The sequence below is a fragment of the Lyngbya sp. PCC 8106 genome, from assembly GCF_000169095.1.
Classification (GTDB): Bacteria; Cyanobacteriota; Cyanobacteriia; order Cyanobacteriales; family Microcoleaceae; genus Capilliphycus.
Genome location: NZ_AAVU01000007.1, coordinates 44,663 through 64,355 on the forward strand (window position 1 = coordinate 44,663; position 19,693 = coordinate 64,355).

Here is a 19,693-nt window from a genome sequence, read left to right on the forward strand (position 1 = left end):
TCTATCCCAATCTCTTTAAAAGAATTATATTCTCAAAAAATATCTTGACAAACTGGTGGTTTATCTTTATGAACTTTTTTCATTCCAGACAGCGAGAATTCATCATGTAGCTGTAGTTATCTACTGCTGACTTTGATCTACTTTTCGCTTATTATGAGATGAAGTCAACATCTTTACACCTTGATATGCTGCAAATCCAACTCCGACTGTTGCGGCTACTGGTAACGCGGCAGAAACAGCGACTCCTGCTGCCCCTGCTGCCATTCCACTACCAACCACACCACCAACAGCAGCCAAACCTGAACCGATCATATCTGCTACGCTCAGATCCATCACGGCACTTACACTTAACAAAGCCCCAACAGCGGCTCCGCCCACCCATGCTCGTGTGGTATTGGGAGGATCAGGCTTGACAATAATAACCTGAGAATCATTCTTATAGGTATCGTGAGAATCATTGTTATAGGTAATATGGCGATCATCAATATTAATGTTACATTCTGATTTCCCCAATGCCCGTGATTCTGCTGTACATAATGGTTGTGCTGAATTCTGAACTGTTGTTGGCGTAGCTTTATTAGCCCAAGCTGGCTGAGACATCAGAGGAAAAAAGAAGGTAGAAAACAACAACACTGACATGAAGAATGTTGTTATGCGTTGTAGAAACGTTTGTGACTTCATCATCTTGCTCCAAGTTCTTTAAGTTAAAAAGAAAAACTATCTCAATTGCGACCTATTAATCCTGTGATGTTTTTAGGTTACTATACATAATTTAAAGCCATAAATTATTAGTGTCAATTAGAGAAATTACTGAGATGGATGAATGGATTTATTTCTCAAGAATCCGTGATTTTACGGATGTCATTATTTTTACGATCAGCACAATAAATTTTTAACTTAGTATTATGTGTGTTAAAATAGGATGAACGCGCCGAACAAGAGCGCCAAAATGCCATTCCTCGGTTGTTGGGAATGGGTTTAAGTGTTGAACAGGTAGCGGAAGCACTCAACCTCAGCCTCGAACGAGTTCAGCAACAGATTTAAACCTTAGACAACCCATTATTTTGGTTTTTGCTTCAAAATATAGATGGAGTCATTTTAGAGGTATCTATGTTTCCTTTTTTCAATCCTTGCTGGAATTGGGACAGTTCATCGAGTTCTCACAAAGCTTATCAGGAACGCAAACTGCAATTTTTGAAGTGGATGCGAGATGATCTTGAAACTCGGTTGGCTGGACTCAATGCGGCGATAGAAACCGTTCAACGCCAAATGAATCAAGAGTAAGCAGGATCAAGTTTGAAATTTAAAGTTTGAATCAGGGTGCTGAATCTTGCGCCTTTACTCATAATATATTACCACAAGTTAGCATCACAGCTAACTTTTTTATTGATTAAGTCATGTCACGGGGTTAACTCAGTTTATGAATAGGAATTCAACATCAAAAAAAGTAGTTTAATCGGATAAAAATGATGTAAAATCTTTTCACAATGAACATTAGTCAAGCCTAATTTTCTATGACAGCAAATCCAGAGCGCATCGAATCTTTTCGAGCCTTAGCCCTTCAGTTAACTTGTCAGGCGGTTAATTGTGCGAGTAGTCCTTCTGAAGCCCGAAGTATAATGACAAAAGCTGTCGAGAGTTTGGAGGGAAAAATTGCCACCAGTTTAGCGTTTATTGGTTCTGATTGTCGTTTGGTGGTACTTCCTGAATATTGGTTAACAGGTTTTCCGATGGGCGAACCGTTGGGAATTTGGGCAAAGAAAGCCTGTTTAGAAATGGACGATCCTATCTATAATACTTTAGCAGAAATCGCACAGAAATTCAAGATATTTTTAGCGGGAAATGCCTATGAAATTGATCCCAATTTTCCGAAGTTGTACTTTCAAAGCTGCTTTATTTTCAACCCATCTGGAATAATGGTTTTGCGGTATCGACGGTTAAATTCTATGTACACACCCACGCCTCACGATGTTTGGGATAAATATCTAGATTGTTATGGTTTAGATGGTATTTTTCCAGTGGCAAAAACCGAAATTGGTAATTTAGCAACTCTCGCCTCTGATGAAATCTTATTCCCTGAACTTGCGCGAACTTTTGTCACCCGAGGTGCTGAAATTTTCTTGCATTCAACCTCAGAAATTTATGGTCATGCTAGACTCCCAAAAGAAGCAGCAAAAGTGTCTCGGGCTGTGGAAAATATGGCTTATATTATCTCAGCAAATACTGCCGGAATTGTTAACACTCCGCTTCCAAGTTCTTCAACTGATGGCGGTTCAAAAATTATTGACTATCGGGGTATTCTATTAGCAGAAACGGGAGCGGGTGAGAGTATGGCCGCTTTTGCAGAAATTGATTTAACAGCTCTGCGACGTAACCGCAAACGCCCTGGAATTCAAAATTTATTGGCACGTCATCGTTCAGGGTTGTATACTGAAACTTATCAATACCATAATTTTTACCCCGCAAATACGATGTTAGAAGGAGAAGTTGAACGACAACATTTTATTAAAACTCAGCAAGCAACAATTAATAACTTAATTCAGCAGGAAATTATTTAAAATATGGAACACAAAATAAAAGTTCGCAATCCTAGAACCGGAGCAATTGATTATTTTATTACACCTCCTACAGAAGCAGAAATTACTCAACAGTGTGAGAATTTAAGACAAGCTCAAATTGACTGGCAACAGTTAGATATTCATCAGAGAATAGGAGTTTTACAAACCTGGAAAAAAGCCATTATTTCTGAAAAAGATACTTTAGTTCACGCTTTAGTTGAAGATACGGGAAGAATTAGAGAATCAGTGATGGAAGTTGATGGGGTTATTTCTAGTTTAGAGCGATGGTGTAAACTTGCTCCAGACCTTTGTTTTACAGAAGAAAAAAACACAGCTATTCCTTTTATTCAAATCAAATCTCAACTTGTTCCTTACTCATTAGTTGGGGTAATTAGTCCGTGGAATTTTCCTCTGTTACTGTCTCTAATTGATGCAATTCCGGCGTTACTCGCTGGATGTGCAGTTCTCATTAAACCCAGTGAAATCACTCCCCGATTTATTCAGCCTTTAGTTAAAACAATTCAATCTATTCCCCAGTTAAATCAGATTTTAGGTTGTATTGAAGGAGCAGGAGAAACGGGAAAAACTATCATTAAAAATATTGATGCAATTTGTTTTACTGGGAGTGTTTTAACCGGAAAAAAGGTTGCTGAAGCGGCTGCTAAACGATTAATTCCAGCATTTTTAGAATTAGGCGGAAAAGATCCGGCTATTGTTTTAGAATCTGCTAATTTAGAACAAGCAACCTCAGCTATTTTATGGGGTTCTGTGATTAACGCTGGACAGTCTTGTTTGTCAATAGAACGGATTTATGTTGCTGAATCAATTCGTGATAATTTTGTTAATCAACTCGTTCAAAAAGCCAGTCAGTTATCCCTCAACTATCCTGATATCAAAAGCGGTGAAATTGGACCGATTATTTCAGCCAAACAAGCGACTATTATTGCTGAACATTTATTAGATGCAACTGAAAAAGCAGCCATTTTTCATTGTGGAGGTCAAGTTGAAGAATTGAATGGGGGATTTTGGTGTAGTCCAACAGTGTTAACTCAGGTTAATCATCACATGAAAATAATGACGGAAGAAACCTTCGGCCCGGTCATGCCTATAATGACTTTTACCTCGAAAGAAGAAGCAATTAAACTGGCAAATGATAGCGTTTATGGGTTAAGTGCAGCCGTTTTTGCAGATTCACAAACAGAAGCTTTAGAAGTCGCAAAACAGATAGAAGCCGGGGCAATTAGTATTAACGATGCAGCTTTAACAGCTTTAATTAATGAAGGTGAAAAAAATTCGTTTAAATGTTCAGGCTTGGGAGGTTCACGGATGGGTGCGGCTTCAATGCAACGATTTTTCCGCAAAAAAGCCCTATTAACTAAAACCCAAGCTATTGTAGACCCGTGGTGGTATTGACAAAACTAAAAAGTTCATAAATAATTAAAAAAATCATCATTCTTTTGTTACAATTGGATATCTTTAAAGTACAAGGTTTTAAAGAGGAACATTAATCATGTCAAACCTACACGAAAAAATGCCTGTTTTAGCCCGCCATGAAGGAGACTGGAAGGGAACCTATACTCTGGTTAATATAGAAGGCAAAATTATCGATCAGCATCAATCTCATTTAACCTGTCAATTTCCAGAAACCGGGGATTATCCCTATTTTCAAATTAACCGTTATCACTGGGAAAATGGCAAACAAGAAGAACATCAATTTCCAGGTATTTATCAAGATAACAAACTTATTTTTGATACCGAACGCATTACCGGAAAAGCCTGGGAAGCCGATGACTCTACTCTAATTTTATGGTTAGCGTATAAAGGTGTACCTGATGCTTATATTTATGAAATGATTCAAATTAGCCCTTGTAATAATTATCGCGCCCGAACTTGGCAATGGTTCAAAAACTATCGAATTTTTCAACGCACTTTGATTCAAGAAGAACGAATGCAATAAATTCAGAAATTTGATTACATTTTCAAGAGATTAATTCACCATAATGAAACAGCAAGTTAAAAGAGCATATTTAGACACAGAAGATGGACAAATACTCTATCGCATTGCAGGCGAAGGAGAGGCGATTTTACTCCTTCATATGACACCTCGAAGCAGCGATGAATTTAGAGAAATTATCCCCATTTTAGCTAAGAATAAACAAGTGATTGCTATGGATTTAATGGGGTTGGGAGATTCGGACAAACCGCCTAGAGAGTATTCTGTCGCTGATTATGTTCAAAATATTATTACGCTTTGGGATGAGTTGGGGATAAAAAAAAGCAGCGTTCTCGGAAGTGTAACGGGTGGTTATATTGCGGGTGAATTTGCGGCAAATTATCCTGAACGAGTGAATAAATTGATTCTTTGTAATGTGCATGGTTTTGATGCCGAAGAACAAGAAAAAATCTTGCAAAGATATTCAATTGGATTTAAAATAAAAGCAGATGGTTCTCACTTAATTGAACGTTGGCTTTCTCGGGTTAAGTATGTCGGAAAAGGAGAGTTAAATCATCGCTGTGTGATTGATGATTTGAAATGTTTCGGTTCTCCCGTATATCCTGGTGTTGCCGTCGGAAACTACTGTCTATCGGCAAAAGAAAGATTTAAAAAGATTCAATCTCCAACTCTAGTGTTAACCGGAGATCAAGCATTAGACCCCTTAGAAAAAGCAGGTTTAGCGAAAGCAGAAAATCAAACTTGGCTATCTGAATCTATTCCTCACAGTCAAGAGATTATCATTGAAGACGGTACGCTTTGGATGATCAATCAAGTCTATCAAGAAGTTGCTAAAGCTGTGATTAACTTTTTAGATAAAACGTCAAATTAAATGAACCCTCAAACTTACAAAAAATTAGTCGCCACTCAAGTCAGTAGTGATTTTAAATCGGCTATTAAAATCATTACACTTCCCCTACGTGAACTGACTAATGATGAAATTATTATTCAAAATAAATTTGCGGGGGTTAATGCTGGTTTTGATACTTTATTATCTCAAGGAAAAATCCCCTATTTTAAACCGACTCCCCCTTTTGAATTGGGCGTTGAAGCAGTGGGGGAAGTCGTAGCTGTTGGCAAGAATATCACAACCTTTAAAATAGGGGATACTGTCGCTACTACAGTTCGAGGGGGTGGATATAGCGAATATCAAGTTATTGATGCAAATCTCGCCATCAAAGTTCCGCAAGCAACCCCAGAAATTTTAACCTTAATTCCCACTGGAATTTCCGCGTTAGTCGCCCTAGAACAAGTGGGAGAAATGACAAATCAAGAGACAATATTAGTCACCGCAGCAGCAGGAGGAACCGGACATATAGCGGTTCAACTGGCAAAATTAGCAGGAAATCATGTAATCGGAACTTGTGGTTCAGAAGCCAAAGCCAACCTACTAAAAAAGTTGGGTTGTGACAGAGTAATTAACTATCGCACAGAAGATGTTGATGAGGTACTTCAGCGAGAATATCCGAAAGGAATTAATTTAGTTTTTGAATGTGTTGGTCGCAAAATGTTTGATATTTGTGTTAATCATTTAGCTATTCGAGGTCGTTTAATTGTTGTTGGTTTTATTTCTGAATATGCAGATCAATTAGAGATTGTAAATCAACCTAGAATTTATCAAAAACTCTTTTGGAAAGGGGCTTCAGTCAGAGGGTTTCTGATGCCACTCTATCAAGAATATAGTTTAGAAGCTAGAAATCGTTTATTTCATTTACTCGAATCTGGTCAAATTCAAGTGGCAATTGACCCAACAGAATTTAGAGGAATTGAATCTATTGACTCGGCGGTTGATTACTTACTAGCAGGGAAAAGTTGTGGAAAAGTTGTGATTACATTTTAACCATCTTCATAGGAAATTACAGTTCCTAGCTTTGATAAATCTCGATCAATTCTAACGAAAAATAAGCATCCCTCATCCGTAATATGACGAGGAAGAAGACTCCAGCTAGGACAGTAACAATAGCCATCTTTCTGAACTCGATAATCTCCCAAATCCAAATATCCAGATAGACAAAAATCTTCTTCATTATAGGCTTGGATCATAGAATATTTACCATCATAATGAGGCAAAATAGTTAACAACCAAACACCACTATTATTTTGATTTTTTCTCAACCATTTTTTCTTGGCAACCTCAAATTGAGTTGTATCTGTTTTTCCCCAAGGTAAAAGTTTAGTATCCATTGCGGGAATAAAATCACAAATTCTGGCATTCGGAACCGTATTTTGAGCAGATTTATACTGTAACGGAACAGGCCCATTTTCCATCCAGAGGAGTTCAACGGGTTGATTTCCTAATACTTTCCACGGCCCTACTTTCACACCAGCAGGAATAAAAGAATAGCCATGTTTGGGTAACTTCCATTCCCCCAGTTGAACTTCACCTGTTAATACAAAAATCTCTAAGTCTGTGGTAAAAATGCCTTCTGGGGCGGTAAATTCAGGTGGAAAAACGACTTTAGCCGTTGATGCGCCACAATCATGCCAACTTAACAAACGACGGTTTCCAGGGGCTATATTGTTGGGCATTCCAGGAATTTTCCAGCCATTTTCTTCTGGAACGGAATTGCTATCAAATAACAGATACTCACGAGGTTTATACTCATTAGAAATGGCGGTTCGCCGACCCGATAAACTCATACGGCTTTGACCCTCTCCGCCCCAATCTTCAGGAATGGGTGGAACACTCAAAAAATCATCTGTTTCCACGTTTTAACTGTCCTTTACCTTTTCAAAACTCTGCCGTGATGTTTATTGTATCAAAATCTGTCTATAGTTAAGTGAATTTAAGAGGTTTAATTGTTCATTGTTTAGAATTCACAATAAAAACCCGAAGCTAAATTTCAGCTACAATTTTACCGAATTAGATCCAAAAATGCAGTATCAACCCATACAGCAAACAACAGGCAATTTTTAAGAAGATCTAAATAGCTAATCAATCCCCATCTGAGTTTGAGATAGTCTGAGTCTCAATACCCCAATGTCAACTCCTGTATCTTCCAACTGTCAGGCTTTTATCGAACTCATACCACTCCCAATATTGGGGGATTTATGACCCGAGTAACTTGTTTTATTCTTGACACCACCTAAACCATGAACTCACAATTTCAACACTCAATGATGCCCCAAGCTACGCATGATGAGTTAGCCCGTCAAAACTTCATGCAAAGCCTATCTGTTCATGTTAACCGTAAAATGGCATCAGGTAATAAGGCAGTCTATGAAAAAGTGGTCAAGCCGAACTTTGAACAAAAACATCAACGTTATCCCGAAAATCGCCATGAGATTTTACAGGAAATGGAAACTCAATCCTATTATCATTGGTGGAGTATTTTAAAGCGATTTCAACAGGAAATGATGTGGGAGTCGGTGGGCGCAAGTGTTGAACGTCAACTACCTGATTTGATTACAAAAGCTAAAAATATACATAATCAAATTGGTTCTTTAATTCTCGATCCTAACTTCCAAATACCTGCTTATATGACTGAAGTTGATATTCATTGTATGCCGGGAGGATATCATACTGAAATCATTGAAAATGACCTTGCAGCCGGTGCCGTTTATGATCGCGGTGTTTATGTGTATGGTCGAGGTTGGTTAGGAACTCTCAATGATGATATGGGTCATTCCGTTATTCAAAATTATCTCCAACCCCATTATCCTAACTTGAAACCTCAAAAAATTCTTGATATGGGATGTGCAGTTGGTCATAGTACCCTTCCCTATATTGATGCTTATCCAGAGGCAGAAATTTATGGAATTGATATTGCGGCACCCATGTTACATTATGGTCACGCTCGGGCAGAAGCATTAAACAAACCCGTTAATTTATCTCAACAAAACGCAGAAAAAACGAACTTTACCGATGGTTCATTTGATTTAATTGTTTCTCATATTTTATTGCATGAAATTCCGGCTTATGCTATTCAAAATGTCATGCGTGAATGTTATCGGTTGCTGTCGCCTGGTGGAATTATGGTTCATCTGGATGCGCCTTTGTATCGACATATGGATGCTTATACAGCTTTTATTTCCGAGTGGCAAACGATTAACAATAACGAACCCTTTTGGAGTGAAATGCGAGAGTTAGATTTAACTGCTCTTGTCACAGAAGCAGGTTTTCAATCAGACAAAACAACTGAAGCTTTTATTCGCAAATACAGTTGTAAAACACCAAAAGCTTCAAGTTCTGAAAAAATACCACCCGTTAGCGTACGTCCGACTTGGTTTGTACTCACCGCTCAAAAATAAATATTAGTAAAAAATCCAATGGTAAAAACAGCAAAAGGAGAACGTCCCATTTACCTCAATGATCCTCAACAGGATAAATTGTTAGGTATCATCATGGCGTTAGCGGGTGAAGTTTCTGTCTTGCATGAACGTTTAGATACCGTAGAACGACTGTTAGAAATAAAAGGAATTGTATCACCCTCGGAAATAGAAACCTATCAACCCGATGAAAAAACCTCTGAGCAACGAGAACAATGGCGAACAGAATACATTTCTCGAATTTTGCGAATACTAGAGGAAGAAATTGACACAATCTCGCCGTAAAAGAGGCTATAATAACAACAACTGTCTCTAGTTTGTATCGATGACCAAAACACAACAAACCCTAGAAACTGCCCAACAAGCCTTTGAACATTTTCGTCACGGTTTAGCCACAGGAGAATGGGAAAAATTTATCGCTATTTTGAGTGATGACTTTACCTTTTCCTTTCCGGCTGGCCCCTATCAAGGTTTAAATCAAGGAAAAGAACGCATGGCTGAATTTTTAGGCTATGTATCTGAAAAAGTGTTTAGTCAGGGTTTAGTTTTCACTCTCGAACGAACCACGTTTAATGAAAACACCGTTGTTTTTGAGGGAACATCAGAAGGCTTAATGTTCGGAAACCCTTATAAAAATCAAGTCGCCGTTTCTTTTGATATTCGAGGTGATAAAATTTGCAGTTACCGAGAATATTTAAGTCTCGTTTATCAACCCTAAATCCTCTCAATAAATTAGCTTTTACAATCACCCCATTATTCACGAATTTAAACAATTTTTGACCGTAAACTTTGATCATTGTAGATCTGAACAATACTGGTACGCTGATCTTTGTAATAAAAAATATCTCCAAGTTCCAAACCAACCCTGACTATCTGAGTCATACTTACCAAAGAGATGAATCCAGTTTTGTTCTTAAAGATTGTTCATGTTACTTAACCCTCTAACCTTTAAGTTTTAGTTTTTCAGCTACAGTCTTATTCTCTCATGTTTTGGTTTGATTTTGAGTCACAATTCGATCAAAATACCAATTTAATCCCGGTGCTAACAAACTATGTAATCGACTCAATAACGTCATTTCAATTCCGGGTGCAATTGCAAACGTATTATTTTTGATGCCGACAATAATTTCGCGAGCAATATCCTCTGGTTTCCACATTTTTGCCGTTTCTGTAATCTGTTTTGTTTCTGGAGGTTTGGTTTGATTTTCCGCTTCTAATTGCGGTGTATCTGTATCTGGTGGATAAACAATTGTTACCTGAATTCCTAACGGTTTCAATTCTCCTCGCAAAGATTCTGCTAACCCTCGTAATGCAAATTTTGACGGAGAGTAAGGTGTATAACCATAAATTCCAATCAATCCCGCACCGGACGAAATCAGCACAATATTTCCTTTTTTCTGCGGTTTCATATAAGCTAAAACCGCCCGCACAGCATACAGAGAACCAAAATAATTAATCGCCATTGTGCGTTCAAAAAGTTCTATCGGTAAGTCTTGAAAATAACCCGGAACAGAAATTCCCGCCGATGTAATCAAAATATCAGGAACCCCCAGTTCTTGAACAGAATTCCTAATCGCTATTTCCACCTGAATGCGATCTGAAACATCAGCAACTTTAGTACAAACTCGTTGTTCCGACTGTAATTTTACCGCTTCTATTTCCGCTTTAGCAGTTTCCAACTTTTCCGGTGAACGGGCAATAATCGTAATATTTGCCCCTGATTTGGCTAACAACTTCGCCGTCGCTTTACCAATTCCACTCGAACCACCCGTGATAATCGCGTGTTTTTGATTAAAATTCATCTTTTGTAATTCACCCCTAAAATTAAAAGTAGGGTGCATCAAATCCTCCCCATTTCACTCAATTTCACCCGAGCAATCATTTTGATGCACAAACTCAATCAGATTAGGGTGCATCAAATCATCCCCATTTCACTCAATTTAACCCGAGCAATCATTTTGATGCACAAACTCAATCAAATTAGGGTGCATCAAATCCTCCCCATTTCACTCAATTTAACCCGAGCAATCATTTTGATGCACCCTACCTGTCTTAGAATTTGGGCGAAACAAATGGGAATGCTGAGGGTGATACAATTGCGATCGCGTTGTTGTTTTCTGATTTCTCAACGCCGGACTAATCACATAAAGCGTTGTTCTAATCAACTTTTCTTCTTCAGTCACTTTTGCCATTTCCGTCAACGGCACAATTCTAATTTTTTCATCCGGCCATCCCAAACGATAACAAATCGCCACAGAAGTTGAAGCCGGATAATGTTCAAGTAATTCTTGCTGGGCTTGTTCGACATGACGCGCACTCAAATATAAACACAAACTCGCCTGATGCGCCGCCAAACCCGCCAAAGCCTCACGAGAGGGAACAGAAGTCGCCCGCCCACTAAAACGAGTCAAAATAATCGTCTGCACCAACTCCGGTACCGTCAACTCAACCTGCAATTTCGCTGCGGCATCCTGATAAGCACTAATTCCAGGCACCACCTCAACCGCAATTTCTGCTTCTGCCAACTGGTGAATTTGTTCATGTATCGCGCTGTACAAACTGGGATCACCCGAATGCAAACGCACCACAGAACGCCCTTGTCGCACCCGTTCAATCATCATTGGCACAATTTCTTCAAGGGTTTTATTGGCTGTGGCGATCAATTCCGCATCCGAACGCACATCTTGTAATATTTGTTGAGGTACCAACGAATCCGCATACAAAATTGTATCAGCTTGGGCGAGTAGTCGTTGCGCTTTGATAGTCAGTAACTCAGGATCACCAGGCCCTGCACCAACAATATAAACCGCAGGTTGTAGTGAATTTGTAGCTGATCTGTTCATACTTAAAAATTGTCCAAAAATTAATCAATTTCCCAAACTATTCCGGATTTTACCAAACTTTTCTCGATAAAGAGAATGGTAGATGCACCCTGGTTGAGGCTCCGGACTAAATATCCGGGGCATTTTTTTTGTCTGTTTTTTTGTTGTTCCGGATATTGGCAAACTTATCTAGATAAAGAGAATGGTAGATGCACCCTGGTTGAAGCTCTAGATTTCAAATCTAGGGCATTTTTTTTGTCAAAATTACCTGTTAATTCCGGATATAACCACACTTCTCTAGATAGAAATAGTGGTAGATGCACCCTGGTTGAAGCTCCAGATTTCAAATCTGGGGCATTTTTTTATCTATTTTTTTGTTCCGGATATTGCCCGAGTTTTCTAGAGAATAATAATGGTAGATGCACCCTGGTTGAAACCCTAGATCATTCGATCTAGGGATTTTTCTTTTAAGATTCATTGCGTTGTTGCTTTGTTGAAACCACATCGGGTAAAGAACGATTCAGCACATAAAGCCACGCCAAACCTGCTAATCCTAATACAATACCACTTAAACTCACCAGTTGAGCAACTCGCAACGGCCCAAACATTAAACTATCTGTCCGTAATCCTTCTATCCAAACTCGACCTGAACTGTAAGCGACAAAATAAACTAAAAATATAGTCCCCAGTTTTAACGGAGGTTTGCCTTTTAATCCTCTAAAAAACAAGGTGATCAGTAAGATAAAAACCAAAAGATTCCACAGCGACTCATAGAGAAAAGTCGGATGAAAATATTCAAAATTTGCATAGGCAAGGGGACGATTTTCAGGCGGAATATAAAGTTTCCAGGGTAGATCCGTTGGACTTCCAAATGCTTCGGAATTAAAGAAATTTCCCCAACGTCCAATCGCCTGACCTAAAATAACAGAAGGAGCGACTAAATCCGCTAGTTGCCAAAAAGAAACTTTCTGGATTTTTGCAAAAATCAAAGCCGCAATAATCCCCCCAATAATTGCGCCGTGAATCGCAATTCCGCCTCGCCAAATTGCGATCATACTTGCTGGATCATTAGCATAATTTTCCCACTCAAAGGCAACATAATAAAGTCTGGCACAGGGAATCGCCCCAATCACCAACCATATTGCTAAATCACCGATTAAATCCGGATCAACCTGACGACGTTTGGCGAGAGACTGAGAAAGCGTCACGCCAATTAACACCGCAGATGCTATTAAAAAACCATACCAGCGAATGGCGATCGGCCCTAACCGAATTAGAATCGGGCCGGGGGACGTAAATTGAAACGCTAGCAGTAAATCAGAACTGTGCATAATGAATGTGAAGCCGTTGCATTGGCAAGGTATATTTTATAGGATTTAGGTTAATTTTGCCTAAAAAATTTTGGTTCTCAAAAATTATCTCTTGCTTAACCCCTTCTCCACCCAAATTTTAATCCTTTGGCGATCGCACTCAATAACCCGAAAGAATTGTAACACTATCAGTTCAAGCTAAAAATGGGTTATACTATTTTTAATTGACCACTTTTTAAAACAATAAAATAGAAAGAAAAAACATCAATAAATTCAGCAAATAGGAACTATCATGGTACAACAATTTACGCCGGAAACTGAAACTCCAATTCTCTATCCAGAAAGTGACGGTCAACTGATGGCAGACAATACCCAACAATTTCGCTGGATTGTTACGATTAAAGAAAATCTAGAAATCCTATTTGCATCGGTTGCAGATGTCTTTGTTGCGGGTGATTTGCTTTGGTATCCAGTTGAAGGAAATAACAAAATTCGTCAAGCCCCCGATGTAATGGTTGTTTTTGGTCGCCCGAAAGGGGACAGAGGTTCCTATCAACAATGGCAAGAAAACAATATTGCACCCCAGGTTGTGTTTGAGATTATTTCTCCCGGAAATCGGGCTAAACAAATGGCAGAAAAATTATTATTTTATCAACGATATGGCGTTGAGGAATATTATCTTTACGATCCAAATCTACAAGAATTAACCGGGTTGCAGCGCCGAGATAATTGGTTAGAACCCATCGAACAGATGAACGGTTGGGTGAGTCCTCGCCTAGAAATTCGGTTTGAATTAACAGAAACCGGACTGGAAATTTATCGACCGGATGGAGAGAAGTTTTTGACTCCCGTAGAACTCGATCAATTGCGACAACAAGAACGCCAACGTGCAGAACAAGCCGAACAGGAGTTAGAACAAGAACGACAACGTGCAGAAAGATTCGCAGAACGGTTGCGGGAATTGGGAGTAAATCCCGACGAATTGTAAAGAGATTAGTTTAAGGATAAGATGGGTTATATAGCAATTCTTTAATCATTTGAAAATTGTTTAGCCCCCAAACCCCCAATAATGGGGGCTGTAAATGGGTAGAATTTTTCCGAATTATTTCACACTGCTATATTATCGTTAACCCATCAATTGTTCAACCAAGAAATGAAACTCGAAAAATGATTCAAGAATATCTTCAAAATGCAATGCAGACAGCGCAGTATGAAATACTCGAAGATAATGAAGGTTTTTATGGTTCAATTCCGGGCGCTACAGGAGTCTGGGCAACTGGAAACACTTTAGAAGAATGCCGTAATGAACTATTAGAAGTTCTAGAAGAATGGATATTAATTGGTGTTGCTCAGGGTCACAAATTGCCAGACAACAATAAGTTTAAGCTCTATCCGTCAGCTTTGCAAGGGTAAGCTTTTAAACGAACACAATCGCGATCGCATTTTTAACTCTATAAAATTAAAGATTGAGTTGGACTTCGGTTCAATTCCACCGACTTTGAACAACAAAAAAGGATAGAGAATACTCTACCCTTTGCTTTTATATTTTAGGTTTTGTGCGGTTGCAAATTATAATGTTAACTGGTATGAGTTGAGTAGCCAGCTCTAAGTTTCATAGGATTCAACCTAATCTACTACTCATATACTCTATTACCTACCTCAAATTCATAACATAATCCTTTGTTTTATGAGTATCAACTTCCTGCATCCGAATTATTTTTTGCCCTCTGCTACATTGACTAGCATTTATTGGAGTACTAACTGTTGTTTTCTTGCCGTAATCGCTATTTACACAAAAGCTCATGTCACCTGTCCAATAATATCCACCACTAAGAGCTTCTGCATAAAAGTAGTAGTAACGGTTCCATAACTCGGGATGGTAGACAACCTGACAAGTGCCATCATTAATGTAGAACCACGATCTATTTCTCCAAATACCTTGCTCTCCATAGGCAAAAGCCGCCCGAACTGTACTTCCAGTTCGATTACACACTTTCATGTAAGCTTGGGCTGGTTCTGAATGGAAAGCTACAGATCCTACAAGACTTAATACCGCTATTATTCCAAATTTAAAAATGTTCTGCATATTTTTTTCCATCAATTCAGTTCTTAAATTAAGAATAAACTAACTCTCATTTTGATGTCACCTAACAACTATTAGGAGTTTTCGATAAATTTTGTTAGGTAAACTAGACAAGGTGTTAGGTAACGTGTTAGGTTTGTTAGGTACGGTAAAAACTATCCGGTGAAGCTTAAGTATTTTTACGGAGTATTTAGGGGTGGTTACATTAGCTTCTCCGTAATTTCACGCTCGTTCTGAGAAGAATAGAAATAAGCTTTACAGGGTGATCAAAACCCTTTATCCTATAAAATGTAATGGCAACTTCAACCAGTCAATCGAACCGTTCACTGGGCCAGAAGTTTCTCGAAGCGGAGGACAACTGGAACCTTGAACAACTCTACTCAGACCTCACCACCGCCAAACAATTCCATAAAAATAGTGAGAAACAAAAACTCACCAAAACAGAAAAAACTGTCCTGCGGGGGTTGCTGTGTGGTTCGAGTCCCTCGGAAATTGCCACTGCACTTCATCGAAATTGTTCGGGTTTAAGGGTGGATTTATCAAGGGGATTGTATCGTTATGTGGAAGTCATAACCAAGAAATCTCTACGACATTGGAAAGATGTTTCTGTATTTCTCGAAGCGGCAGGATATCAACTTGAAATCTATCTGAATAACGAAGAAATTCCGACTGATCAAGCCGTAAAGATTGCCCAAAAAATAGCCGAAGATTCTTCACAACAACCCCTGACAACCTCGACTCCCCTCACAACCCCTTCACCTGTTAAACCCCAAAAAATTGACTCGATAGAAGCGATTGATGTTTCTACATTTTACGGACGGGAGACTGAACTGACAACACTCAAACAATGGATAATCGATGATCGCTGTCGGGTTATAGCAATTTCAGGAATACAAGGGGTTGGAAAAACTTCGCTGGCTTCTAAATTGGCGGGACAAATACAAGAAGATTTTGAATATATTATTTGGCGAAATCTCGATCATGCTCCGCCTTTTACTCATCTTCTCACAGATTTGATTCAATTTTTCAGTGAATCTCAAACTTCAGAACACCCAGAGGAATATTTAATCAGTCAATTATTTCAGAAATTAGTTCAATCTAGAGTCTCGACCTCAAACTTTAACCAATCTGTTATTATTGCTGACGGAATACGAACCCTCATTAAGTTTCTCGAAAAACATCGCTGCTTAATAATTTTAGATAATTGGGAATCCCTATTTCAACCCAATACGTTAGTGGGTCAGTATAAAGAAGGATATCAACCCTACGGAGAATTTCTCAACAAAATGGGTCAACTTCTCCATCAAAGCTGTTTGCTACTAACCAGCAGTGAAACCCCGAGAACAATTAGTAGATTAACGGGAAAAAATCAAGCCGTTTGTTGCTTAAAAGTTAAGGGTTTAAAACCTGAAAATGCACAACAACTCCTCAAACATGAAGGAATAGTCGAAGAAGAAAATCTGGAACAGCTAGTCAGTGAATATCACGGAAATCCCCTCGCTTTACAAACCGTTGGAAAAACAATTCAAACCGTATTTGCTGGTAATACAACCGAGTTTCTAAAATATCCGCCTTTCTTTGGGGAGTTTGGCGATCGCCTCACTCATCAGTTCCAGCGACTCTCTAAAACTGAAAAAAAGCTTCTCTATAAGATAGCAGGTTCAACAGATTGTATAACTTTAACTCAACTCTGCGACCCTTCTCAATCCTGCGATTGTTCAGAACTGATCAAAATATTGGATTCATTAGAAAAGCGATCAATGATTTCAATGAAAATTGAAGCAGGTCAATATTACTACTCGATTAATCCTCTAATTAACTTCTATTTGCAAGAGGTTTTATCCTCGGCTTCATAACGAATTAACTCAATTGAATTAATTAAACTTAAGCTAACTTCTATCTCTACAAACTGATTTAAAAATCTCCACAAAGCCGCCAAAAGTTAGAAAAATCTTGTAATAATCTGATAAAATACTCTAAACACCCCCACACTAAGCTATCTTAAAAAGAAGTCCAAGTGGAGGAAACATCATGTCATCTACTCCTCGTCCTCCTGCGTCGGGTTCAGAAAACTCACCAGAAGAAAATCCTTCTCTCGAAACGGGGTTAGCAGCGCTGAAACAGAAACAGTATCAAAAAGCGATCACCCATCTCGAAGCGATCGCCGAGTCTCAACCGCACAGAAGCGCCGGAATGCGGGCGAAAATGGCGTTAGTTGTCGCCTATGAACGCACTCGCAACCTTCAAAAAGCGATCGCCCTTTGTCAAAACTTAACACAACATCCCAAAGCAAAAGTTAAAAGTTGGGCGGAAAAAACCTTAAAAGAATTAACAAACCGTTATTCGTTAGAAACCGAAGCACAAGCTAATCATAAAAATACCACTCCCTCATCAAAAGATGCGGGTTTTGTTCCCTTTGAACCTCCTCAAAAACAGCCTTCTGTTGACGTAGAACTTAATCAGTTTCGTTCCGAAGTCCCAAAAAATCATCAAACTTCTATCAACTCATCTAATTCTAATTTACCTAAACTTCCAGAAGAAAATCCTGATTATTCCCAACCCCAAAAAACAATAATCAAAACCGAAGAAATCATCGAAGAAGAACCCCCCTCAACAGAAGTTCATCAATTCACGTGGAAACAAGCTGAACGCGCGACTCAATGGCGACGTTTAAAACCTTTAAAATTAAACCGATTTTATATAGAACAAGCTTTAACGGTTTTTGCGTTTATTTGGTTTGTACCCAAGTTAATCGAATTTTTGATGGATACGGCAAATAATTTGTTATTGTGGTTGCCGTTTGTTAACCCGATACAACTGTTTTATCGCGATCCAACTCAATTTGTTTATATTAGTTTTGCGGTATTATTTGTGTTGTCGCCTTGGCTATTAGATGGGTTGTTAAAACTGGCTTATGGGATGAAACCTTTACCGATGACGACGTTATTTAAGCACAGCCAAGAAGCCAATCGGATTTTAAGAAGTTATTGTCAACAACGCAATTGGAAAGTGCCGACACTCAGAGTATTACCCACCGATGCACCCATCGCCATGAGTTACGGGTGTTGGCCGAGATTTGCGAGAATTGTGGTCAGTCAGGGATTACTTAATCAACTTTCAGAAGATGAAATTGCCGTCATTTATGCCCGAGAAATCGCTTCAATAGGTCAGTGGGATTTTCTCGTGATGACTTTAGTAACAATGATTATTCAAGTTCCCTATCAGCTTTATTGGCAGTCTGCAAACTGGGTTGAAAACTCATTTGATTTAGTCAATAGACTTCCCCAGTTTATCCCAAATTTTGTGAAATCAAGCTTATCATTTCTGAGCAAGATTATCAACCCAGTTTTTACCATTGTTTCACCTTTGAGTTATGGGTTATATCGAATTTTGCGTTTACCTACATTCTGGATTTCTCGCCGACGAGTCTATTATAGTGATCGGATCGCTTGCAACCTGACTGGAAATCCCAATGGACTGACTCGTGCTATTGTGAAGATAGCGATGGGAATGGCAACCGAGATACAGCAGCAAGGTACAAGCAGCTTATTAGAAGGATTTGATCTATTGATGCCCGTTAGCTACAAACAAGCAATGATCTTCAGCAATGTAGCAGCCTATGGTAAGATTGAGTCTCTGCTCAGTTGGGATTTAACAAATCCTGATCGCAAATGGTTGTCCGTCAATAACACGCATCCAGTAATTGGCGATCGCTTGTTGATACTCTCTCACTATGCAAGTTTTTGGAAATTGAACACCGAGTTTGATTTATCTGCGGAAAATTCTGCTTCTCTCTCCCCTCTGTCGAAGCAACACAGTCGTTTGCTGCTGCAAGGGGCGCCTTATTTTGGAATTCCGGCGGGTTTGATGCTAGGAAGTCTATTGTGGTTATTGGGCGGAATTTTTTCAACTGTGGGGGTATGGCAGTTAGAATGGCTACTTGGGGATTTTTGGATTTTGGCAGGTTGCATTCCCCTCGCTTGCAGTTTAGGGATTTTCATTCGCATCAATTCATTCTTTCCAGACATTAAACCCGCAACACTATTGCCCAATCCCAATTTGGTGAATCTATTGACTAATCCTAATGCCTTGCCGATTGATAGTCAACCGCTGCGTCTGGAGGGGAAACTCTTAGGGAGAAAGGGGTTGAGTAATTTAATGGGACAGGATTTGATTTTACAAACCTCGACAGGGGCGATCAAGCTGCATTACATTCCAGTGTTGACTCCTTTAGCAAACTTTGGCAAGTCAACTCATCCGGTTGATCTAATTGGCAAGTCGATGAATGTAACCGGATGGTGGCGACGAGGGGCGACTGCTTGGATAGATGTTGAGACAATCGAAACTCAAGATCGTCAAGTAATCTTGACAGCAGGGCATCCCATTTGGTCTACAATCTTAGCTTGCGCTCTCACTTTTTGGGGAGCTTATATGATTTCTCAGGGAGGATTCTAAGTTTTTGTAAGTTTTAAGAATGTTAGATTTGCATTTTGCTCAACTCAGTGTTACATTTGTTTACAAACCTTTAATAGTGGATTCACCTGTTGGGTATGTCAAAGGAAGGCTTCAATCAATTGGAAGAAAGATCCGTGAAGACATTCCTGTTACAATCAGAAAAATTTGAACAACTTACTAGAAATATGCTCGCAGCTATGATA

At 39.0% G+C, this 19,693-nt stretch carries 19 protein-coding genes; 13 read left to right on the plus strand and 6 right to left on the minus strand.

Translation table 11 applies throughout. The features are described from left to right. Nucleotides 1–120: 120 nt before the first annotated feature. Nucleotides 121–684, minus strand: a complete 564-nt coding sequence (locus L8106_RS06665; RefSeq protein WP_156803604.1) for a hypothetical protein — start codon at nucleotides 682–684, stop codon at nucleotides 121–123. A gap of 426 nt (nucleotides 685–1,110) precedes the next feature. Between L8106_RS06665 and L8106_RS32810 the strand changes: the two genes are divergently transcribed. The 6 genes from L8106_RS32810 to L8106_RS06690 all read left to right on the plus strand — a co-directional run bounded on the left by L8106_RS32810 (nucleotide 1,111) and on the right by L8106_RS06690 (nucleotide 6,391). After that, on the plus strand, nucleotides 1,111–1,284 hold the full coding sequence (locus tag L8106_RS32810) for a hypothetical protein (RefSeq protein WP_009783475.1): 174 nt from the start codon (nucleotides 1,111–1,113) through the stop codon (nucleotides 1,282–1,284). 230 nt (nucleotides 1,285–1,514) lie between these two features. Next, complete coding sequence (locus L8106_RS06670) at nucleotides 1,515–2,558, plus strand: nitrilase-related carbon-nitrogen hydrolase (RefSeq protein WP_009783476.1); 1,044 nt, start codon at nucleotides 1,515–1,517, stop codon at nucleotides 2,556–2,558. A 3-nt stretch (nucleotides 2,559–2,561) separates the two neighbouring features. Continuing rightward, nucleotides 2,562–3,971 carry an aldehyde dehydrogenase family protein gene (locus L8106_RS06675; RefSeq protein ID WP_009783477.1) on the plus strand — a complete coding sequence of 470 codons (1,410 nt, stop codon included), beginning with the start codon at nucleotides 2,562–2,564 and terminating at the stop codon, nucleotides 3,969–3,971. 97 nt (nucleotides 3,972–4,068) lie between these two features. After that, nucleotides 4,069–4,515: a DUF3598 family protein gene (locus L8106_RS06680; protein ID WP_009783478.1), complete on the plus strand. Its 447-nt coding sequence runs from the start codon at nucleotides 4,069–4,071 to the stop codon at nucleotides 4,513–4,515. Between the two features lie 43 nt (nucleotides 4,516–4,558). Further along, nucleotides 4,559–5,383, plus strand: a complete 825-nt coding sequence (locus tag L8106_RS06685; RefSeq protein WP_009783479.1) for an alpha/beta fold hydrolase — start codon at nucleotides 4,559–4,561, stop codon at nucleotides 5,381–5,383. After that, on the plus strand, nucleotides 5,384–6,391 hold the full coding sequence (locus L8106_RS06690) for a zinc-binding dehydrogenase (protein WP_009783480.1): 1,008 nt from the start codon (nucleotides 5,384–5,386) through the stop codon (nucleotides 6,389–6,391). Here L8106_RS06690 and L8106_RS06695 read toward each other — a convergent pair. Then, a complete protein-coding gene (locus tag L8106_RS06695; protein WP_009783481.1) occupies nucleotides 6,388–7,260 on the minus strand; it encodes a DUF4437 domain-containing protein in 873 nt (290 codons plus the stop codon). The two genes, L8106_RS06690 and L8106_RS06695, sit on opposite strands and share 4 nt — an antisense overlap. 384 nt (nucleotides 7,261–7,644) lie before the next feature. Here L8106_RS06695 and L8106_RS06700 point away from each other — a divergent pair, with 384 nt between their 5' ends. From L8106_RS06700 to L8106_RS06710, 3 genes are read left to right on the plus strand one after another with little or no spacing between them, the layout of a single operon-like run. Beyond that, on the plus strand, nucleotides 7,645–8,802 hold the full coding sequence (locus L8106_RS06700) for a class I SAM-dependent methyltransferase (RefSeq protein WP_009783482.1): 1,158 nt from the start codon (nucleotides 7,645–7,647) through the stop codon (nucleotides 8,800–8,802). Between the two features lie 18 nt (nucleotides 8,803–8,820). Then, the gene (locus L8106_RS06705; RefSeq protein WP_009783483.1) at nucleotides 8,821–9,105 is read left to right on the plus strand and encodes a hypothetical protein; all 285 of its coding nucleotides are present in this window, start codon (nucleotides 8,821–8,823) and stop codon (nucleotides 9,103–9,105) included. 40 nt (nucleotides 9,106–9,145) lie between these two features. Continuing rightward, nucleotides 9,146–9,538: a nuclear transport factor 2 family protein gene (locus L8106_RS06710; RefSeq protein ID WP_009783484.1), complete on the plus strand. Its 393-nt coding sequence runs from the start codon at nucleotides 9,146–9,148 to the stop codon at nucleotides 9,536–9,538. A gap of 265 nt (nucleotides 9,539–9,803) precedes the next feature. On the opposite strand, the gene L8106_RS06715 is transcribed toward L8106_RS06710, so the two are convergent. From L8106_RS06715 to lgt, 3 genes are all read right to left on the minus strand, one after another. Further along, nucleotides 9,804–10,661, minus strand: a complete 858-nt coding sequence (locus tag L8106_RS06715) for an SDR family oxidoreductase (RefSeq protein WP_009783486.1) — start codon at nucleotides 10,659–10,661, stop codon at nucleotides 9,804–9,806. A 174-nt stretch (nucleotides 10,662–10,835) separates the two neighbouring features. Further along, entirely contained in the window at nucleotides 10,836–11,663 is an 828-nt protein-coding gene (gene cobM, locus L8106_RS06720; protein WP_009783487.1) for a precorrin-4 C(11)-methyltransferase, read from the minus strand. 446 nt (nucleotides 11,664–12,109) lie between these two features. Beyond that, nucleotides 12,110–12,973 (minus strand): prolipoprotein diacylglyceryl transferase, encoded by an 864-nt coding sequence (lgt, locus tag L8106_RS06725; RefSeq protein ID WP_009783488.1) that lies wholly within the window; start codon nucleotides 12,971–12,973, stop codon nucleotides 12,110–12,112. Between the two features lie 271 nt (nucleotides 12,974–13,244). Between lgt and L8106_RS06730 the strand changes: the two genes are divergently transcribed. Continuing rightward, nucleotides 13,245–13,940, plus strand: a complete 696-nt coding sequence (locus L8106_RS06730; RefSeq protein ID WP_009783489.1) for a Uma2 family endonuclease — start codon at nucleotides 13,245–13,247, stop codon at nucleotides 13,938–13,940. 179 nt (nucleotides 13,941–14,119) lie between these two features. Next, nucleotides 14,120–14,365: a type II toxin-antitoxin system HicB family antitoxin gene (locus L8106_RS06735; protein WP_039895655.1), complete on the plus strand. Its 246-nt coding sequence runs from the start codon at nucleotides 14,120–14,122 to the stop codon at nucleotides 14,363–14,365. Between the two features lie 241 nt (nucleotides 14,366–14,606). Here L8106_RS06735 and L8106_RS06740 read toward each other — a convergent pair whose 3' ends face one another. Next, nucleotides 14,607–15,050, minus strand: coding sequence for a DUF1036 domain-containing protein (locus L8106_RS06740; protein WP_009783491.1), 444 nt, complete (start codon nucleotides 15,048–15,050; stop codon nucleotides 14,607–14,609). Nucleotides 15,051–15,328: 278 nt separating this feature from the next. Here L8106_RS06740 and L8106_RS06745 point away from each other — a divergent pair, with 278 nt between their 5' ends. Continuing rightward, nucleotides 15,329–16,891 (plus strand): NB-ARC domain-containing protein, encoded by a 1,563-nt coding sequence (locus L8106_RS06745; protein WP_009783492.1) that lies wholly within the window; start codon nucleotides 15,329–15,331, stop codon nucleotides 16,889–16,891. A gap of 175 nt (nucleotides 16,892–17,066) precedes the next feature. After that, nucleotides 17,067–19,490, plus strand: a complete 2,424-nt coding sequence (locus tag L8106_RS06750) for a zinc metalloprotease HtpX (protein ID WP_009783493.1) — start codon at nucleotides 17,067–17,069, stop codon at nucleotides 19,488–19,490. Nucleotides 19,491–19,693 lie beyond the last annotated feature (203 nt).